The organism is uncultured Clostridium sp., assembly GCF_937920395.1.
GTDB lineage: Bacteria > Bacillota > Clostridia > Clostridiales > Clostridiaceae > Clostridium_AD.
This window is the reverse complement of record NZ_CALEVF010000147.1, coordinates 1-14,240: the sequence shown is the minus strand read 5'-3', so window position 1 is coordinate 14,240 and position 14,240 is coordinate 1. Positions and strand designations below refer to the sequence as shown.

Here is a 14,240-nt window from a genome sequence, read left to right as displayed (position 1 = left end):
GGGATAAAATGCAAATATGTTGTACAAAGAAACTGCAAGATGAGATGGGACTTGTACTTCAAAATGAAGTAGGAGAGGAAAATTTATTCTGTTGGAGCGTACATTTGATTACTGTGAATCGAAGAAAGACAATTGTAATGGTAAACGATAGTAATCGATTTGGATTTGTTCTTTATGGTATGAAAGCAAAGAACTTTAAAAATTTAAATGAGCTACTCATTCTTGGAATTAAAAATTGTTTAAGAGATGAAAAAATAAAGGAAGAAATAATAGAGAGGTATTTAAAAAGTGCGGGAGAGTTAGTTTATTCTAAGACAAGAGGTCCCAAATATGTGGCACGACTCAACAAAGCTTGTGAGCGGATAAAGGTATTTGAAGATGATTTAGATATAAGTGTACTTTTTCAAACTTTAGCAACTAGAATAATGAATGAAGATTTGATAAAGATTAGCAAGGAATCTAATTACAGAAATCCATATGAATTTTTAACTAATGATCTAAAAATATTTGCTAATGAGGAAATTTTTAGATGTGAGGCAGTTGAGTTAATGGTTAAGCTTAAATTATATCCCGAAATCATATGGAGAAGGGTTATCGCTCCTACAGATATTACATTTAATCAGCTTCATAAAATAATTCAAATCGCTTTTGATTGGAAAAACTATCATCTGTACCAATTCAATATTTTTGATGAGTCAGGTAATTGTGTCTTAAATATTATTAGTGAATCTGAAGAGGATTATGAATCGATGGATGAATGCCAAATACTCTTAGATTTGCAGGTTAATCTTTCAGATTATATTAATCAAAAGTATCGAATAGTTTATTGTTATGACTTTGGTGATAACTGGGAGCATGAAATTACTATACAGGACATTAACACAGAGTATAACAAAAACTATCCAATCTGCTTAATGGGTGAGGGTAATGCACCACCAGAAGATGTTGGAGGCGTGTCTGGATACAAGGAATTCCTAAAAATCATGGTGGATCCTAATCAAGCTGAATATGAAAACATGCGGAACTGGGCTCAGGGACAAAGGTATAAGGACTTTGATTTGGTTTCTGTAAATAGACAGTTAAAATATAGCTTGCGAAGGTAGATAAATAGCAAGGAGGTACCTCATAGTTGTCATCTATGGGTTGTTTCAGCTAAAGAACAAAGAGGTATAGAAAAAGGCATAGAAAAAGGTGATATCAATGCTAGAGAAGAAATGGTAAAAGAAATGTTGCTAGATGGTGAAAGTATTGTGAAAATTAAGAAGTACTCTAAGTTAAGTGAGGAAGAAATAGCAAAAATAAAAAGTAAGATAAAACAATAGAACAAGATAAAATAATGTAAATTAACTTCTATGGTATTTTGTAATGAATATGGAAGAGAATACATGGTGAAGGTGTGAGAATTAAAACATGATGAAATTTAAAAGCAACGAAAAGATAAAGAATTTCTTATCAGATTTTGATAAGTTTGTTGAGTATTTATCCAAAAGAGATGTAACACTAGGAAAAGCTACTAAGTATATATCGACTAAATTTTTGTTTGAAATGAATGAAATAATGAGCGTTAAACAAATGGGAGTTACACCCAAAAGTAATCAATTATCATATCATATGATTCATTTATTTTACAGTTTGGTAGTAGAAAGCAAATTATTTGTGGAATTAACAGTAAAGGGTAGCAAATTAGTACTAAAACCTACGGAAAGAGTTGTATTGTTCAAACAGTTAAATGAACTTGAAAAATATATTTTTTTATTAGAGATATTGTGGGTAGATTGTGATTTTGAAAGACTAGAGTTTCAATCCTTTTGTAATTTAAATGTATCTAAAGCTGTTATAAAAATGGAAGCATTTCATGGGGAAAAAGCAAAAAAAACTATTTACATAGATGATTTTACAAGAGATATAAGTACCCTATTATTATATTTTTCCTATTTTGGAGTTATGGATGTTATTGAGGATGTAGAATTCAAATTAAGATATAAGATAGCAAAGGGCTTCTTTGTGAAGGAAGTTATACTAACGCCAGTTGGAGAAAAGATAATAAAAATATTAGATAAAAAAAGAAGCTTAACAGATTGGAATATAAACCACAGAAAAGAATATGGTGAGTGGAATATAGTGTTTGAAGAAGAATTTTTTGTTCCATTCAAGGCTATATTTCAAGATATAGAATTAGAAAGAACACTGCCTAGAAGGAAAATTAAGTTTAACGATGGGGTATATACATTTAAGGTATCCTTACGTAAGGGAACTTGGTCAAAAATACAATTATCTGCACGTGAGACCTTACATGATTTACATATTTTAATTCAACAGGCATTTGAATTTGATGATGACCATATGTATTCATTCTTTATGGATGGAAAACCATGGTCAAAATATGAATTTAAATGTCCGATTGGTGATGAAGGGCCTTGTTCAGATGAAGTGAAAATTGGAGAGTTGGACTTAATTGAAAAACAGAATTTCTTATATATATTTGATTATGGTGATGTATGGAAGTTTAATATAGAAGTTTATGAGATGAAAAATGGAGAAAATGAAGAATGTAATCCAAGAATAATTGAAAGTAAAGGAGAACGACCACAGCAATATCCTGATTATGATGAGTGGTAGGCATATATACCCTAGAAGAAGGTGGATACTAATCATCAAACCAATGCAGAATTTATTAGTATTTTGAGATGTATATTTGATGATTTAGAAGGAGCTATAAAAAGAATTATAGCAAATTCTAAGCACAATGTAGAAACTATAGAATCTATAAGAAGAGTAGAAAAATCAAGAGTACCTTCCCGTAATACAATTGCTTATCTTAGAAAACATTCAGGAGTGCTTGTAGAAAATCAAAATGGATTTATTAAAGGAAAAGATAAAAATTATATTGCAACAATGGTGACAATACTGATGATAAAGTGGAATTACATAAGTTTTTAAAAAACAAGATATCTATATTAAATAAATATCTGAAAAATGGATTTAGTAATGTTAGCAATCTTACAGGTAAAAAGACTATGAGTTTAGTTTTTCAAATGGCTCCAGGTTATAGAGAAGTTTATAAAAAGTATATTATGCTAAGCAAGGGACTTGCTTTAGGCGATGGACTTTATCAAATGACTCCTAAAAAACTATATTTATTATATGAGATGTGGTGCTATATGAAAATACATCATATTCTCAGTGATTTAGGTTACACGGTAGAGGAATATGAAATATTAAAGTATAAGGATAATGGGTTCTATTTAACGTTATCCCAGGACTCACAGGCTAAGATGATTTATTCTAATAAAAAGAATAGGTTAGAGTTATGGTATAACAAGTCATATTCGTCGCGGGCAACTAATCAAAGACCGGATACTGTGCTTAATATTAGGAATTTGAGGGTGGATTAAGATATTATGGAAAGATAAAAGAATGCTTAGAATATAAGAGAAAAGATTGTGCTGAGATTAAAGCAAGAGCTGCTAAAGAGGATGATATATATTTAAGAATTAACTTAGAATCTATAGAAGAAGTTGATAATATATTCCCAATTCAAACAGGAACTAGACTTTAAATTGTAAGCCTAAATATATTACTGTGTTATTACAAATAAAACAAGATTATACATATTAAACATGCTATAATTACTGTTAATTAAGACGACATCATAGAATATTGTGTATTATGATAGCTTATTTTAAGAATAGTTTTAAGTATTATGAGGGAGGTAACGGATGATTTTTTTCGATATAGATGGAACATTATTAGACCATAAACGCTCTGAATTTCTTGGGGTTAAAGCTTTTTATATAGAATATAAAAATGATTTTAAAGTTGAAGAAAAAAGCTTCTATAACCTTTGGTGTCAAATATCTGATAAATATTTTGACAAATACTTGAAAGGTGAATTAACATTTGCTCAGCACCGTATTGAAAGAATAAAGGAATTATTCAACTATTCAAACATTAAATTATCTGACGAAGAAGCTATGACTACGTTTAAGAGATATTTAATTAATTATGAAAATAGTTGGATGCCATTTGACGATGTAATACCTTGTTTACGACAATTATCAAAATACAAACTGGGGATTATAAGTAACGGCGATTTAGTGCAACAGTTACTAAAGTTAGAAAAAATGGGTATTAAACAATATTTTACTGATGTTATTACTGCAGGCGAAGTTGGTATTGCAAAACCGAATATAAAATTATTTACTATAGCATGTAATCGAGTTAATAAGCATCCACAAGAATGTTATTATATTGGTGATGACTTATATACAGATATTGTTTCATGTAATGAGATAGGATTGAAAGGTATTTGGTTAAATAGGAAACGTGAACCAGTGTCCGTTGATAAAATAAAAATGATTTATAGTTTAGAGAGTCTGAAAAATATTTTATAACCTTAACATAGATACATAATTTTCATACTATGCTGATACAAATAACCCCATATCATTATTAGATATGGGGTTTAATATGTTAAGGATGTACTAGTATTGCTATTGCAACAGTGTTACTATCTTAAACATTGACTTAATTTTAGAAATAGTTTGTTCGTTGGTATTTTAACCTTGCTGAGGGTTATTTGGTTTTATCACTTATTTATATTATTTTATTGCCAATAAAATAACTGTATTTTCATGTTGCCAGATTTTTTTTACTGATTTAAAACCTACGTTATAAAGCATTTGAATTTGGTTTTTCACAGTACATGGCGTATCATAGTGATAAAAGCCATCAGTTATTCCTAACTCAGAACGAATTCTCTTATTCTCATTAAAATGAAAATCTTCATAATCTTGGTTTGGAGCTATATAATCAGTTTCAATATAGAAACCATTTGGTTTTAAACTTTTGAAAATTTTCTTATATAATTTAGTCTTTTCTTTGTGAGTGAAATGATGAAGTGTTTCTACAGACAAAGCAACATCAAATACGAACTCACCCATATCATAACTGAAATAACTATCGACAATAAGATTAAGTTGGCTTAATTTATCACTGTGTTTTTGTTTTATTTTTTCCATCATATCTTTAGCTAAATCGACTCCGGTAACCATAACTGTTGGATTTATCTTAAAAATTTCATCTAATTCTAAACCAGTTCCACACCCCAAATCAAGTAGTTTTAACCCATTAATTTTTGGTATTAATTTCGCAGTTTCAATATAATATTTATCCGCTCCATCTACATTATTCATCATATGTTCTTCATATCCATCAGCACGATTATTAAAAAAACTACTCATTTCTTCTAATTTGATTTTATCATCTTTCATATAAATTACACAACCTCTCTAAATACTATAATAAAAGTATACTATTACTGCTAATGAAACAACAACCTTAAGAATAGTTCTGAAATGAAAATGTGCCATAACGCAAAATTGCGTTATGGCATATTTAATCGCTAACATTACTTTCTCGTTTCTAAAATAATTCTTTGTATACTCTTTTCTGATAAATAGTATTTCAAAGCAAGAATTTTTATACAAACATCACTTTTATATTCTTTATAAATATTTGCATTTCTAAGTGTAAGTTCTTCTTTGATTTTTGTACTTTCTCCCCAATTCTTTTTATTACTTTCTTTTCTGGGAATATATAAATATTCACCATCTAAATAAGTTTGAATTACTTCTAAAAGTTTTTGTGGTAATATATCAGTTGCTTTAATATAGCTCATTATGCTCCTCCTAAATATAAAGTTTTTTTTAGGATTGAGCAAAGTCTATTTCATAAATCTAACTATTATATATTATGCAATAGCCTTTGCTATGCACAAATAACATATTTTTTCATATATAACACTACCCCTTTCACATATATATAATTTTTATTTAATTATATTTTACCATTGTATACTTATTTAAGTATATACATTATAACTGTAAATCTCAAATATTTAACATAGTTTAATATAAATTTGTTTAATCTTTATACTTCTTTATACTAAAGAGAGATATATGAATTTCTCATAATATTTTGTTTAGTATTATTACTATGAAAGTGCTACCTAATTTATTTTTACTTATAAAAAGGGGAGAATAGAATGACTAATAAAGTGATATGCTCCAATTTTATAAGAACTGTAATTATAAATAATTTATGTAAATTATGGTATAATTATTTATGCGATATTAGGAATTTATAGACTAGTGTGACGCAAATAATTTAGATGGAAAATTAGCAAATTAAAGAAAGGGTTTGAGACAAGTATTTTACAAAAATGGAGAATTCCATGATAAGATTATTATGGCAATTTTAAAAGAAGAGTATTAATTCATAATATTTTTTCAATATAACGGAACAGTAAAAAATTACGGATTACCTTGGAGGAAGAGTTATGGAGAATGTTGTAATCAGTGAGAAATTACCAGATACAAAACAATATATTGAATTAAGGAAACAAGTTGGTTGGGGTTCATTAGATATAGACGCTACCAGAAAAGGAATAAGCAATTCGTGTTATTGTTTATGCGTTGAATGTGAAGGAACTCTTATTGGATTCGGAAGAGTTGTAGGAGATGGAGCAACAGTTTTTTATGTTCACGATATAATTGTATCACCAAAATTTCAAAAACATAAAATTGGTATTAGAATTATGGAAAAAATAATGGGATACATCAGAATGAATTGCTCAGAGGAATCATTTGTTGGACTAATAGCAAAAAGCGATCTTCATAATTTTTATAAAAAATTTGGATTTACATATAATGAAGATAATCGTTTTTATCGCTTATAAATTTATAAGTTTTAGTACGTAACATTCTAATCTTAAACATATGTGTTGTAGGTGTTAGATGAATTTATATAAATAAATGCAAATAACTATTTTAGAGCTTATAATCAAGATTAATTCTGTTTTAAAGGAGGAAAAGTAAAATGAAAATGAATAAGACAAAGTGGACTCTAACAATTATTAATATTCTAGTTCTGCTATTCACTTGGATACATTATGGAAAATTTAATACTGTCGTGTGTTTATGGGCTTTTCTTTTAATTTTGAATTTTATACAATGGCATCTTTCGTATAAATCTGAAAAAAAATATAATAAAAAAAATAATTCAAAGTAAAAGTAGTTAATTACAAGGTTTTTTTATGGGGGGGAATATATGAGACAGATTAAAAAAAATAATTCTTGGGTTGTTTTTATAAGTTGGTTCGTTACATTTATTATAGGTGTTGCTGTGAATGATTATTTAGGACTTAAAGGAGGCATATTTTCATTAGCTACTGTATTACGTTTTGCAATATTAATGATTATCTTTGTTATTATTCAATTAATTGTTTCAAAGGTTATAGATGTATGGAACAAAAGCAAAAATAATAATAAATAGCGGTAGATTACTAACTAAAAACCATTAATGACTAAACTATAAATGTATCACGATCTTCTTTTATATTGACACGAGTAAACTCATATCATTAGATATGGGTTTACTCGTGGTATTAAGTATTGATCATCTAATGTAAATCAAGTGTGATATGCTCCGATTTTATAAGAATTATAAGCATAAATAATTTATGTAAATTATGGTATAATTATTTATATATTATGACGGAACAATATAGTATTGTGAAGTAAAGAGGAAAAAGGAGATGACTCAATTGAGCAATGACAAAAGAAATACAATAATAATAATTTTAACCTATCTATTTACTAGTTTTATTACACAACCTATTGACTCAATTCTTGGAATGGCAGGTTATAGTCCATTTGTTGATGGATTCGATATCAAGCTATTAATAAGCTTAGGGTTATGGATTGTAATATCTTTAATTGTTTATTTTGTTTTAAGTAGATTTATTTTTAAGGAGACGACTAAAAAAGAAAATTAACAGATTTTACAGCAATTAATTAAATCTAATGAGGTGGTTGGTCATGGAAGATGTTAAAATATTATTAGTAGAAGATGATGAAGCTATAAATAATATGATAAAGAAGTCATTAATAAAGGATGGCTATGATGTTTTCAATGTTTTTGATGGACAAGAAGCTCTAGATGCTTGGGAAAGTGATGAATTTAAGCTAATTATACTCGATATTATGCTCCCGAATATTGATGGAATAGAGGTTATGAGAAGAATACGTATGAAAAGCATGGTTCCTATATTAATGGTATCTGCAAAAGCGCAGGAAAGTGATAGAATCATAGGATTAGGGTTAGGTGCAGATGATTACTTAGTAAAACCATTTTCAATAGCTGAGCTTATTGCTAGAGTAAAGGCTCAACTTAGAAGATATATGTACTATAATCCTAGTAAAGATACGGTAGATAAGGTAATAGAGTATGGAGAAATAAAATTTGATTTAGATAACTATACAGTTACTAAAAGAGGAGAAACTATTAATCTTAGGCCAAAAGAATATGAGATAATAAAGCTACTTTTTGAAAATCAAAATAGAGTATTCACGAAAGCTCAAATATTTGCTGCTGCCTGGGGAGAAGAATATATGGGTGATGATAATACTGTGATGGTTCATATAAGAAGGGTTAGAAACAAAATAGAGGACAATCCTAATGAACCTAAATATATAGAGACTGTTTGGGGAATAGGGTATAGGTTAGGTAAGTTGAAATGATATATATGATAGCAATAATTATAATACTAATTTTAATAATAGTATTTCAAAATATAAAAATACATAGTATTTCTAGTAATATAGAGAAGGTCATCAAAGGTAATTTTAATGAAAGAATTAGGATTCATGATAATAATAAGATAGTTAAGAATTTAATCATTAATTTGAATAGGCTCCTTGATGAATTTCAGAAAATAGTATCACAGAATAAGCAATATGAAGAGGATAGGAAGAAAATGATTTCTAATATATCTCATGACTTTAGAACACCTCTTACTTCAATGCTTGGATATATTGAAATGCTTAAAAATGATGACAGCTTACGTCACAAGGAACGTTTGGAGTATTTAGAAGTGATCAATATAAAAGGAGAAGTCTTAAGAGGTTTAATTGAAGAATTTTTTAGCTTAGCAAAGTTTGATTCAGAGGATATTACACTAAACCCTAAAAGGTTAAATGTTGCAGAAATAATTAGACAATGTGTATTATCTTTCTTAAAAGATTTTGAAACTAAAGGCATTGAGCTAGCATTAAAACTTCCAAATGACGATATATTTATAGAGGCAGATGAAAAAGCTATTTATAGAATATTACAGATTTAATATATAAGAATATTTAATTTTAAACTAAGTAGAACATGGTAATTCATTTTGTGGTAGGAACTTAAGGAAACTATAAATTAATAAACTCTGTATAGGCAACATAATTATACTTTTTATTAAACGTGGAATGAAAAGAGCCACAACTCCCTTACCTGTAATAATAGAAAGCCAATAAGTGTTTAATCCTAAATCAACAAATATTATGATAATAGATACAGCTATAATTATTCTAAACATAGTTTTTGGCTTTTTATAAAGTAATATTCCATAAATTATGCCAGACAATAATGCACTAAGAGTAAATCCTGGGAAATAAACTCCGCTTGGGAATAACATCATCCCAAGTATGTCTGAAAATGCTGCGGTTATACCTCCTAAAACTGGACCAAACATAACTGAAGCTATAACTAGTGGTATGAAACCAAAACCTATTCTAACAATTGGGGTCTGTATAGAAAAAAATCGTGTTAAAACAATTTGTATTGAAATTAGCAATCCCATAAAAATAAAAATCCGTGTGTTTTTCAAATAAAGCACCTCTTCCTTTTTTATATATGACAAATAGCCACATAAAGAGAATGGTGCTCTTTATTGTGACAGCGGAATGCAAAAATTATACCGCAAATCATTTCTGATTTTTCGTCCAGTGGCAACTTCCCGTCCATCTGGCACTTAACGCACAATTTCCTACTCTGCACTTTGCATTTTGAATACAGTATCATTCTATATGTTTTTTATATGAAAATCAATTTTTTTCTAATTTTTTATAATAATGAATTTGATTTATTTAGCCATTCAGGAACACATCTTAATAATATAGAATAATTAAATGATTACATTATCATATTCTATGTATTAAAACTTTATATATTATTATAATAGTATTATAAACATAACGAAAATAAAGGTGGTGGTGGAATGTTAACTAATCAAATATTCATGAGTACGGTTTTTGTAGCTGGAATCTTTTCTTTCTTTTCACCGTGCTTAGTACCTTTACTTCCAGTTTATATTTCAATTTTTGCAGGAAATCAAAATAATAAGAATAAAGATAAATATATTAAAAAATTAGGTAGGCTAAGTATAAATATTATTGTTATAGCAAAAACATTAGTATTCGTTGGTGGAATATCTACAAGCTTTATAATATTAGGATTTGGTGCAGGCTCTCTTGGAACTTTAATCAATAGTAAATTGTTTATAACATTTTGTGGGCTCATAGTTATTATTTTAGGTATTCATCAAACTGGATTAGTTCATTTAAAAGGTTTAGATAGAGAAAGAAGATTAATTTTAAAGAGTGATAATGGAATACTTGGAATATTCCTTTTAGGATTTTCATTTAGTTTTGGCTGGACTCCATGTATAGGACCTATACTTGCAGCTGTACTTGGAATTTCAGCAACAGGGGGGCAGGCATTATATGGAGTATGGCTTATGATAATTTACTCATTAGGTTTAATGATTCCTTTTCTAGTAATTGCAATTTTCTCAGATGTGCTGCTTAGACATGTTAAAAAGTTAAATAAACATTTAGAAAAGATAAAAATTGTCGGTGGAATAATCATAATTTTAATGGGTATATTGCTTATGAATAATAGTTTGAATTTGATTACAAAATTGTTTGAATAAACTAGGAGGAAAAATATAATGATAAATATAAAAATAATAGGTACATTATTGGTAGCTAGTTTAATAACTTTAAGTTTAGCTGGGTGTGCTAAAAGTAATAAAGCTAATGTTGAAAATAAAACAAATAGTGAAGCAAAAGTAACGAATCAAGGCTTAAGAGCAGCTGATTTTGAATTAAAAGATCTTAAAGGTGTAAATCATAAGTTAGCTGATTATGCTGGCAAAAAAGTATATATAAAGTATTGGGCATCTTGGTGTCCTATATGCCTCTCAGGCTTAGATGAAATTAATACATTGTCCGTAGCTGATAAAGATTTTGTAGTTATTACTATAGTATCTCCAGGTTTCAGGGGAGAGAAAAATTCAGAGGATTTTAAAAAATGGTTTAGTGGTTTAGATTATAAGAATATAACTGTACTTTTAGATGAGGATGGAACCATAGCTAATAAGTATGAAATTCGAGGGTATCCAACTTCAGTAGTTATAGGGAGCGATGGAACACTGGTTAAAACATTAGTAGGTCATAATAGCAATGAACAGATTAAGGCCGAATTTAAGAATGTAAAATAAATCAGCGTAGCGTGTTATACACTAGATATAGGAAGGTGGTAATTTTATGAAAACTAAATTTTTAGGAATAATTGTTGGGATAGTTTTTATAGTAGTGGTTGTGTTTTTACTACCTGTGTTATCAAAAGTAAAAACTAAAGGCAATAATGGATCTAATATAGCAACTAAAACATCAAAAATACCTACAAATCCAAATACTAATATAAAGTACGATAAATCAAAATTAAAAGAAGTATGGCTTGCAGGCGGATGTTTTTGGGGAGTTGAAGCATATATGGCTAGAATATATGGTGTATATGATGTGACTTCAGGTTATGCTAATGGTAATAAAGATAATCCAACTTATGAAGAGGTGAGCTCCGGAAAAACAAATTTTGCTGAAACAGTACATGTACTATATGATCCAGATAGGGTTAGTTTAGAGACTCTTTTAACTGATTTTTTTAAGGTAATAGATCCAACTTCTCAAAATAGACAAGGAAATGATGTGGGTAACCAATACCGTTCAGGTATATACTATAAGAACGAGAAGGATAAGATAGTAATTGATAAAGTGATTAAAAAGCAGCAAGAGAAATATACATCTAAGATTAGTACTGAGAATTTACCTTTAAAGAACTTCTTTTTAGCAGAAAAGTATCATCAAGATTACTTGGAAAAAAATCCAAATGGATATTGTCATATAGATTTCTCAAAGCTTAGTGATAATAAGGTAACTATAGATGTTAAAAAATATCCTAGACCTAGTAATGAGGAGTTAAAAGCGAAATTAACAGCGGTTCAATATAGTGTGGCAGTTGAGAATAATACTGAAAAAGCATTTACCAATGAGTATGCAAGTAACGTTGCAGCCGGCTTATATGTAGATGTAGTAACAGGTGAACCACTATTCTCGTCGATTGATAAGTATGATTCAGGATGTGGATGGCCTAGTTTTACTAAACCTATAGCACCTGAGGTGATTACACTTAAAGAGGATAAAAGTTATAATATGATAAGAACAGAGGTTAGGAGTAGAAGTGGAAATATACATTTAGGTCATGTATTTGATGACGGGCCTAAAGATAAAGGTGGAAAGAGATATTGCATAAATAGTGCTTCTATAAAATTTATACCAATGGACAAAATGGAAGCTGCAGGGTATGGAGATCTTATAAACTTAATTAAGTGAATAAATTTTAAAGGGTTGATTTAGGTCAACCTTTTATTTGTAGTTAAGATCTTTTCGAAAGCATACGATAATTAAATAGAGTATAATTATTAAAATTAAGATGAATAATTAAAATAGTAGGATGTGGAGAGAGCATGTATAAGTTATTAATAGTTGAGGATGAGTATATTATAAGAAAGGGGATTCTATCTTTTGTTAACTTTAAAGAACTGAATATATATAAGGTACTAGAAGCTGCTGATGGGAAAGTCGCTTTAGAAATTTTTAAGGAAGAATTACCGGATTTAATTCTGGCAGATATTAATATGCCTAAAATAAATGGCTTGGAATTTGCTGCAGCTTGTAAATCCATAAAACCTGATGTAAAAATAGGGATTGTTACTGGGTATGATTATTTTGAGTATGCTCAAACGGCTTTAAAACTGGGTGTAGATGATTATATCTTAAAACCTGCATCTAAAAAAGATATAGGTCAGGTTCTTGCCAAATTAATTAGTAAGATAAGTGAAGAAAAATATAAGCAGGAGATAAAATCGATTGTTAGTGGACTTAAGAATAAGTCTAATTTAGAGGATGATAATGGATACAAGACGAAAATACAAAAGGAGATTGAAGATAATATTTATAATCCTCAGTTATCTTTAACTTTAATAGCAGATAAAATGGGTCTTAGCTTTGGATATTTTAGTAACCTTTTTAAAAAACTAATGGGTGTTCCTTTTCAGGAATTTGTATTTAATGAAAGGATGGAAAGGGCGAAAATAATATTACTTAGTACAGATATGAAAAATTATGAAATAGCAGAGGCTGTGGGGTTTGAAGATCCCAACTATTTCAGTACTGCTTTTAAAAAGGAATACGGTTTATCTCCAAATCAATATAAAGAGAAAGTAAGAGGGTAAATTTATGAAAAAACCTAAGGTTTATAATAAAATAAAATTTCAGATCACAAGCTTTTATTTTATAGCAAGTTTAATAGCTATTTTTCTCATGGGATTTATTTTATATAATAGTTTTTTCAATATTGAACTCAATAAAGAACTAAATGCTACAAAAATAGGGGTAGAAAAAAGCGGAAGTTATGTGGAACTTTATGTGGATAAACTAAAGGTGATATCTAATATTTTGGTTAAGAATAATGAAACTAGAAAATATTTAACAGGAAAAGAAAGTGTAGAAACCGCGCGAAATTTAAATTTTTTATTAAATAATACAATTGAGAGTGATTCATCTATAAAATCTATTATTATTGTAGGTAAAGATGGAAGGCTTATATCTAATGAAAAAAAATTAAATATGTCTATGTCTAGTGATATGATGAAGCAACAATGGTATGTTAATGCTATTCATAGTAATAACATGCCCATTTTGACAAAGGCTAGGATGCAAAATTTTTCAATGGATAAAGATAATTGGGTTATTTCAATTAGTCAGGAAATAAGAGATATAAAAGGTAATAATTTAGGGGTGCTATTAATAGATGTTAGGTATAAAATTGTTGATAACTTTTTAAATGATTTAAATTTAGGGGATAAAGATTATGTTTTTATATTAAATGATAGTAATGAAGTGGTTTATCATAAAGATACAAATTATTTTGTGAGTCCGAAACTTCAAGATAATTTAATAAAACAGAGTAAAATGCAAATGGGGTACGATAAAAAAAAGAAAATGGTAATTCAG

General features: G+C 28.5%; 19 protein-coding genes and 1 riboswitch. Of the genes, 16 read left to right on the top strand and 3 right to left on the bottom strand.

The features are described 5' to 3' along the window. From Q0649_RS10515 to Q0649_RS10495, 5 genes are all read left to right on the top strand, one after another. On the top strand, positions 1-1,103 hold a 1,103-nt coding region (locus Q0649_RS10515), incomplete at its 5' end, for a plasmid pRiA4b ORF-3 family protein (RefSeq protein ID WP_298841264.1). Between the two features lie 307 nt (positions 1,104-1,410). Further along, positions 1,411-2,619: an IS1096 element passenger TnpR family protein gene (locus Q0649_RS10510; protein ID WP_298841260.1), complete on the top strand. Its 1,209-nt coding sequence runs from the start codon at positions 1,411-1,413 to the stop codon at positions 2,617-2,619. Positions 2,620-2,640: 21 nt separating this feature from the next. Then, positions 2,641-2,940, top strand: coding sequence for a DUF2357 domain-containing protein (locus Q0649_RS10505; RefSeq protein ID WP_298841258.1), 300 nt, complete (start codon positions 2,641-2,643; stop codon positions 2,938-2,940). Next, complete coding sequence (locus tag Q0649_RS10500) at positions 2,919-3,395, top strand: DUF2357 domain-containing protein (RefSeq protein WP_298841255.1); 477 nt, start codon at positions 2,919-2,921, stop codon at positions 3,393-3,395. Before Q0649_RS10505 ends, Q0649_RS10500 begins: the two co-directional genes overlap by 22 nt. 324 nt (positions 3,396-3,719) lie before the next feature. Further along, positions 3,720-4,394 carry an HAD family hydrolase gene (locus Q0649_RS10495; RefSeq protein ID WP_298841253.1) on the top strand — a complete coding sequence of 225 codons (675 nt, stop codon included), beginning with the start codon at positions 3,720-3,722 and terminating at the stop codon, positions 4,392-4,394. A 207-nt stretch (positions 4,395-4,601) separates the two neighbouring features. On the opposite strand, the gene Q0649_RS10490 is transcribed toward Q0649_RS10495, so the two are convergent. After that, on the bottom strand, positions 4,602-5,258 hold the full coding sequence (locus Q0649_RS10490; RefSeq protein ID WP_298841267.1) for a class I SAM-dependent methyltransferase: 657 nt from the start codon (positions 5,256-5,258) through the stop codon (positions 4,602-4,604). Between the two features lie 152 nt (positions 5,259-5,410). After that, positions 5,411-5,680 carry a CD3324 family protein gene (locus Q0649_RS10485; RefSeq protein WP_298841250.1) on the bottom strand — a complete coding sequence of 90 codons (270 nt, stop codon included), beginning with the start codon at positions 5,678-5,680 and terminating at the stop codon, positions 5,411-5,413. A gap of 660 nt (positions 5,681-6,340) precedes the next feature. On the opposite strand from Q0649_RS10485, the gene Q0649_RS10480 reads away from it, so the two are divergent. The 6 genes from Q0649_RS10480 (at position 6,341) to Q0649_RS10455 (ending at position 9,184) form a co-directional block, all read left to right on the top strand. Beyond that, positions 6,341-6,739 (top strand): GNAT family N-acetyltransferase, encoded by a 399-nt coding sequence (locus Q0649_RS10480; protein ID WP_298841248.1) that lies wholly within the window; start codon positions 6,341-6,343, stop codon positions 6,737-6,739. A 140-nt stretch (positions 6,740-6,879) separates the two neighbouring features. Further along, positions 6,880-7,071 (top strand): hypothetical protein, encoded by a 192-nt coding sequence (locus Q0649_RS10475; protein ID WP_298841245.1) that lies wholly within the window; start codon positions 6,880-6,882, stop codon positions 7,069-7,071. A gap of 39 nt (positions 7,072-7,110) precedes the next feature. Next, the gene (locus Q0649_RS10470; RefSeq protein WP_298841242.1) at positions 7,111-7,335 is read left to right on the top strand and encodes a hypothetical protein; all 225 of its coding nucleotides are present in this window, start codon (positions 7,111-7,113) and stop codon (positions 7,333-7,335) included. Between the two features lie 271 nt (positions 7,336-7,606). After that, entirely contained in the window at positions 7,607-7,837 is a 231-nt protein-coding gene (locus Q0649_RS10465; RefSeq protein WP_298841239.1) for a hypothetical protein, read from the top strand. Between the two features lie 43 nt (positions 7,838-7,880). Next, entirely contained in the window at positions 7,881-8,582 is a 702-nt protein-coding gene (locus Q0649_RS10460; protein WP_298841236.1) for a response regulator transcription factor, read from the top strand. Continuing rightward, entirely contained in the window at positions 8,579-9,184 is a 606-nt protein-coding gene (locus tag Q0649_RS10455; RefSeq protein WP_298841233.1) for a sensor histidine kinase KdpD, read from the top strand. The genes Q0649_RS10460 and Q0649_RS10455 overlap by 4 nt, the downstream gene beginning before the upstream one ends. A 24-nt stretch (positions 9,185-9,208) precedes the next feature. On the opposite strand, the gene Q0649_RS10450 is transcribed toward Q0649_RS10455, so the two are convergent. After that, complete coding sequence (locus Q0649_RS10450; RefSeq protein ID WP_298841230.1) at positions 9,209-9,712, bottom strand: folate family ECF transporter S component; 504 nt, start codon at positions 9,710-9,712, stop codon at positions 9,209-9,211. A gap of 67 nt (positions 9,713-9,779) precedes the next feature. Further along, positions 9,780-9,881: riboswitch (THF riboswitch) on the bottom strand. 221 nt (positions 9,882-10,102) lie between these two features. Here Q0649_RS10450 and Q0649_RS10445 point away from each other — a divergent pair. From Q0649_RS10445 to Q0649_RS10425, 5 genes are all read left to right on the top strand, one after another. Continuing rightward, positions 10,103-10,816 carry a cytochrome c biogenesis CcdA family protein gene (locus Q0649_RS10445; RefSeq protein WP_298841227.1) on the top strand — a complete coding sequence of 238 codons (714 nt, stop codon included), beginning with the start codon at positions 10,103-10,105 and terminating at the stop codon, positions 10,814-10,816. 18 nt (positions 10,817-10,834) lie between these two features. Next, positions 10,835-11,386 carry a redoxin family protein gene (locus Q0649_RS10440; protein ID WP_298841226.1) on the top strand — a complete coding sequence of 184 codons (552 nt, stop codon included), beginning with the start codon at positions 10,835-10,837 and terminating at the stop codon, positions 11,384-11,386. A gap of 46 nt (positions 11,387-11,432) precedes the next feature. Then, positions 11,433-12,557 (top strand): peptide-methionine (S)-S-oxide reductase MsrA, encoded by a 1,125-nt coding sequence (gene msrA, locus Q0649_RS10435; RefSeq protein ID WP_298841223.1) that lies wholly within the window; start codon positions 11,433-11,435, stop codon positions 12,555-12,557. Positions 12,558-12,691: 134 nt separating this feature from the next. Next, on the top strand, positions 12,692-13,459 hold the full coding sequence (locus Q0649_RS10430; RefSeq protein ID WP_298841218.1) for a response regulator: 768 nt from the start codon (positions 12,692-12,694) through the stop codon (positions 13,457-13,459). Positions 13,460-13,463: 4 nt separating this feature from the next. Continuing rightward, a partial coding sequence (locus Q0649_RS10425; protein ID WP_298841214.1) for a cache domain-containing protein occupies positions 13,464-14,240 on the top strand: 777 nt, incomplete at its 3' end.

What these genes read in the sequence shown, in the direction of transcription:
- Q0649_RS10470 (WP_298841242.1), top strand. Translation starts at nt 7,111, where the DNA reads ATGAGACAGATTAAAAAAAATAATTCTTGGGTTGTTTTTATAAGTTGG.
- Q0649_RS10495 (WP_298841253.1), top strand. Translation starts at nt 3,720, where the DNA reads ATGATTTTTTTCGATATAGATGGAACATTATTAGACCATAAACGCTCT.
- Q0649_RS10475 (WP_298841245.1), top strand. Translation starts at nt 6,880, where the DNA reads ATGAAAATGAATAAGACAAAGTGGACTCTAACAATTATTAATATTCTA.
- Q0649_RS10485 (WP_298841250.1), bottom strand. Translation starts at nt 5,680, where the DNA reads ATGAGCTATATTAAAGCAACTGATATATTACCACAAAAACTTTTAGAA.
- Q0649_RS10445 (WP_298841227.1), top strand. Translation starts at nt 10,103, where the DNA reads ATGTTAACTAATCAAATATTCATGAGTACGGTTTTTGTAGCTGGAATC.
- Q0649_RS10455 (WP_298841233.1), top strand. Translation starts at nt 8,579, where the DNA reads ATGATATATATGATAGCAATAATTATAATACTAATTTTAATAATAGTA.
- Q0649_RS10460 (WP_298841236.1), top strand. Translation starts at nt 7,881, where the DNA reads ATGGAAGATGTTAAAATATTATTAGTAGAAGATGATGAAGCTATAAAT.
- Q0649_RS10480 (WP_298841248.1), top strand. Translation starts at nt 6,341, where the DNA reads ATGGAGAATGTTGTAATCAGTGAGAAATTACCAGATACAAAACAATAT.
- msrA (WP_298841223.1), top strand. Translation starts at nt 11,433, where the DNA reads ATGAAAACTAAATTTTTAGGAATAATTGTTGGGATAGTTTTTATAGTA.
- Q0649_RS10430 (WP_298841218.1), top strand. Translation starts at nt 12,692, where the DNA reads ATGTATAAGTTATTAATAGTTGAGGATGAGTATATTATAAGAAAGGGG.
- Q0649_RS10440 (WP_298841226.1), top strand. Translation starts at nt 10,835, where the DNA reads ATGATAAATATAAAAATAATAGGTACATTATTGGTAGCTAGTTTAATA.
- Q0649_RS10510 (WP_298841260.1), top strand. Translation starts at nt 1,411, where the DNA reads ATGATGAAATTTAAAAGCAACGAAAAGATAAAGAATTTCTTATCAGAT.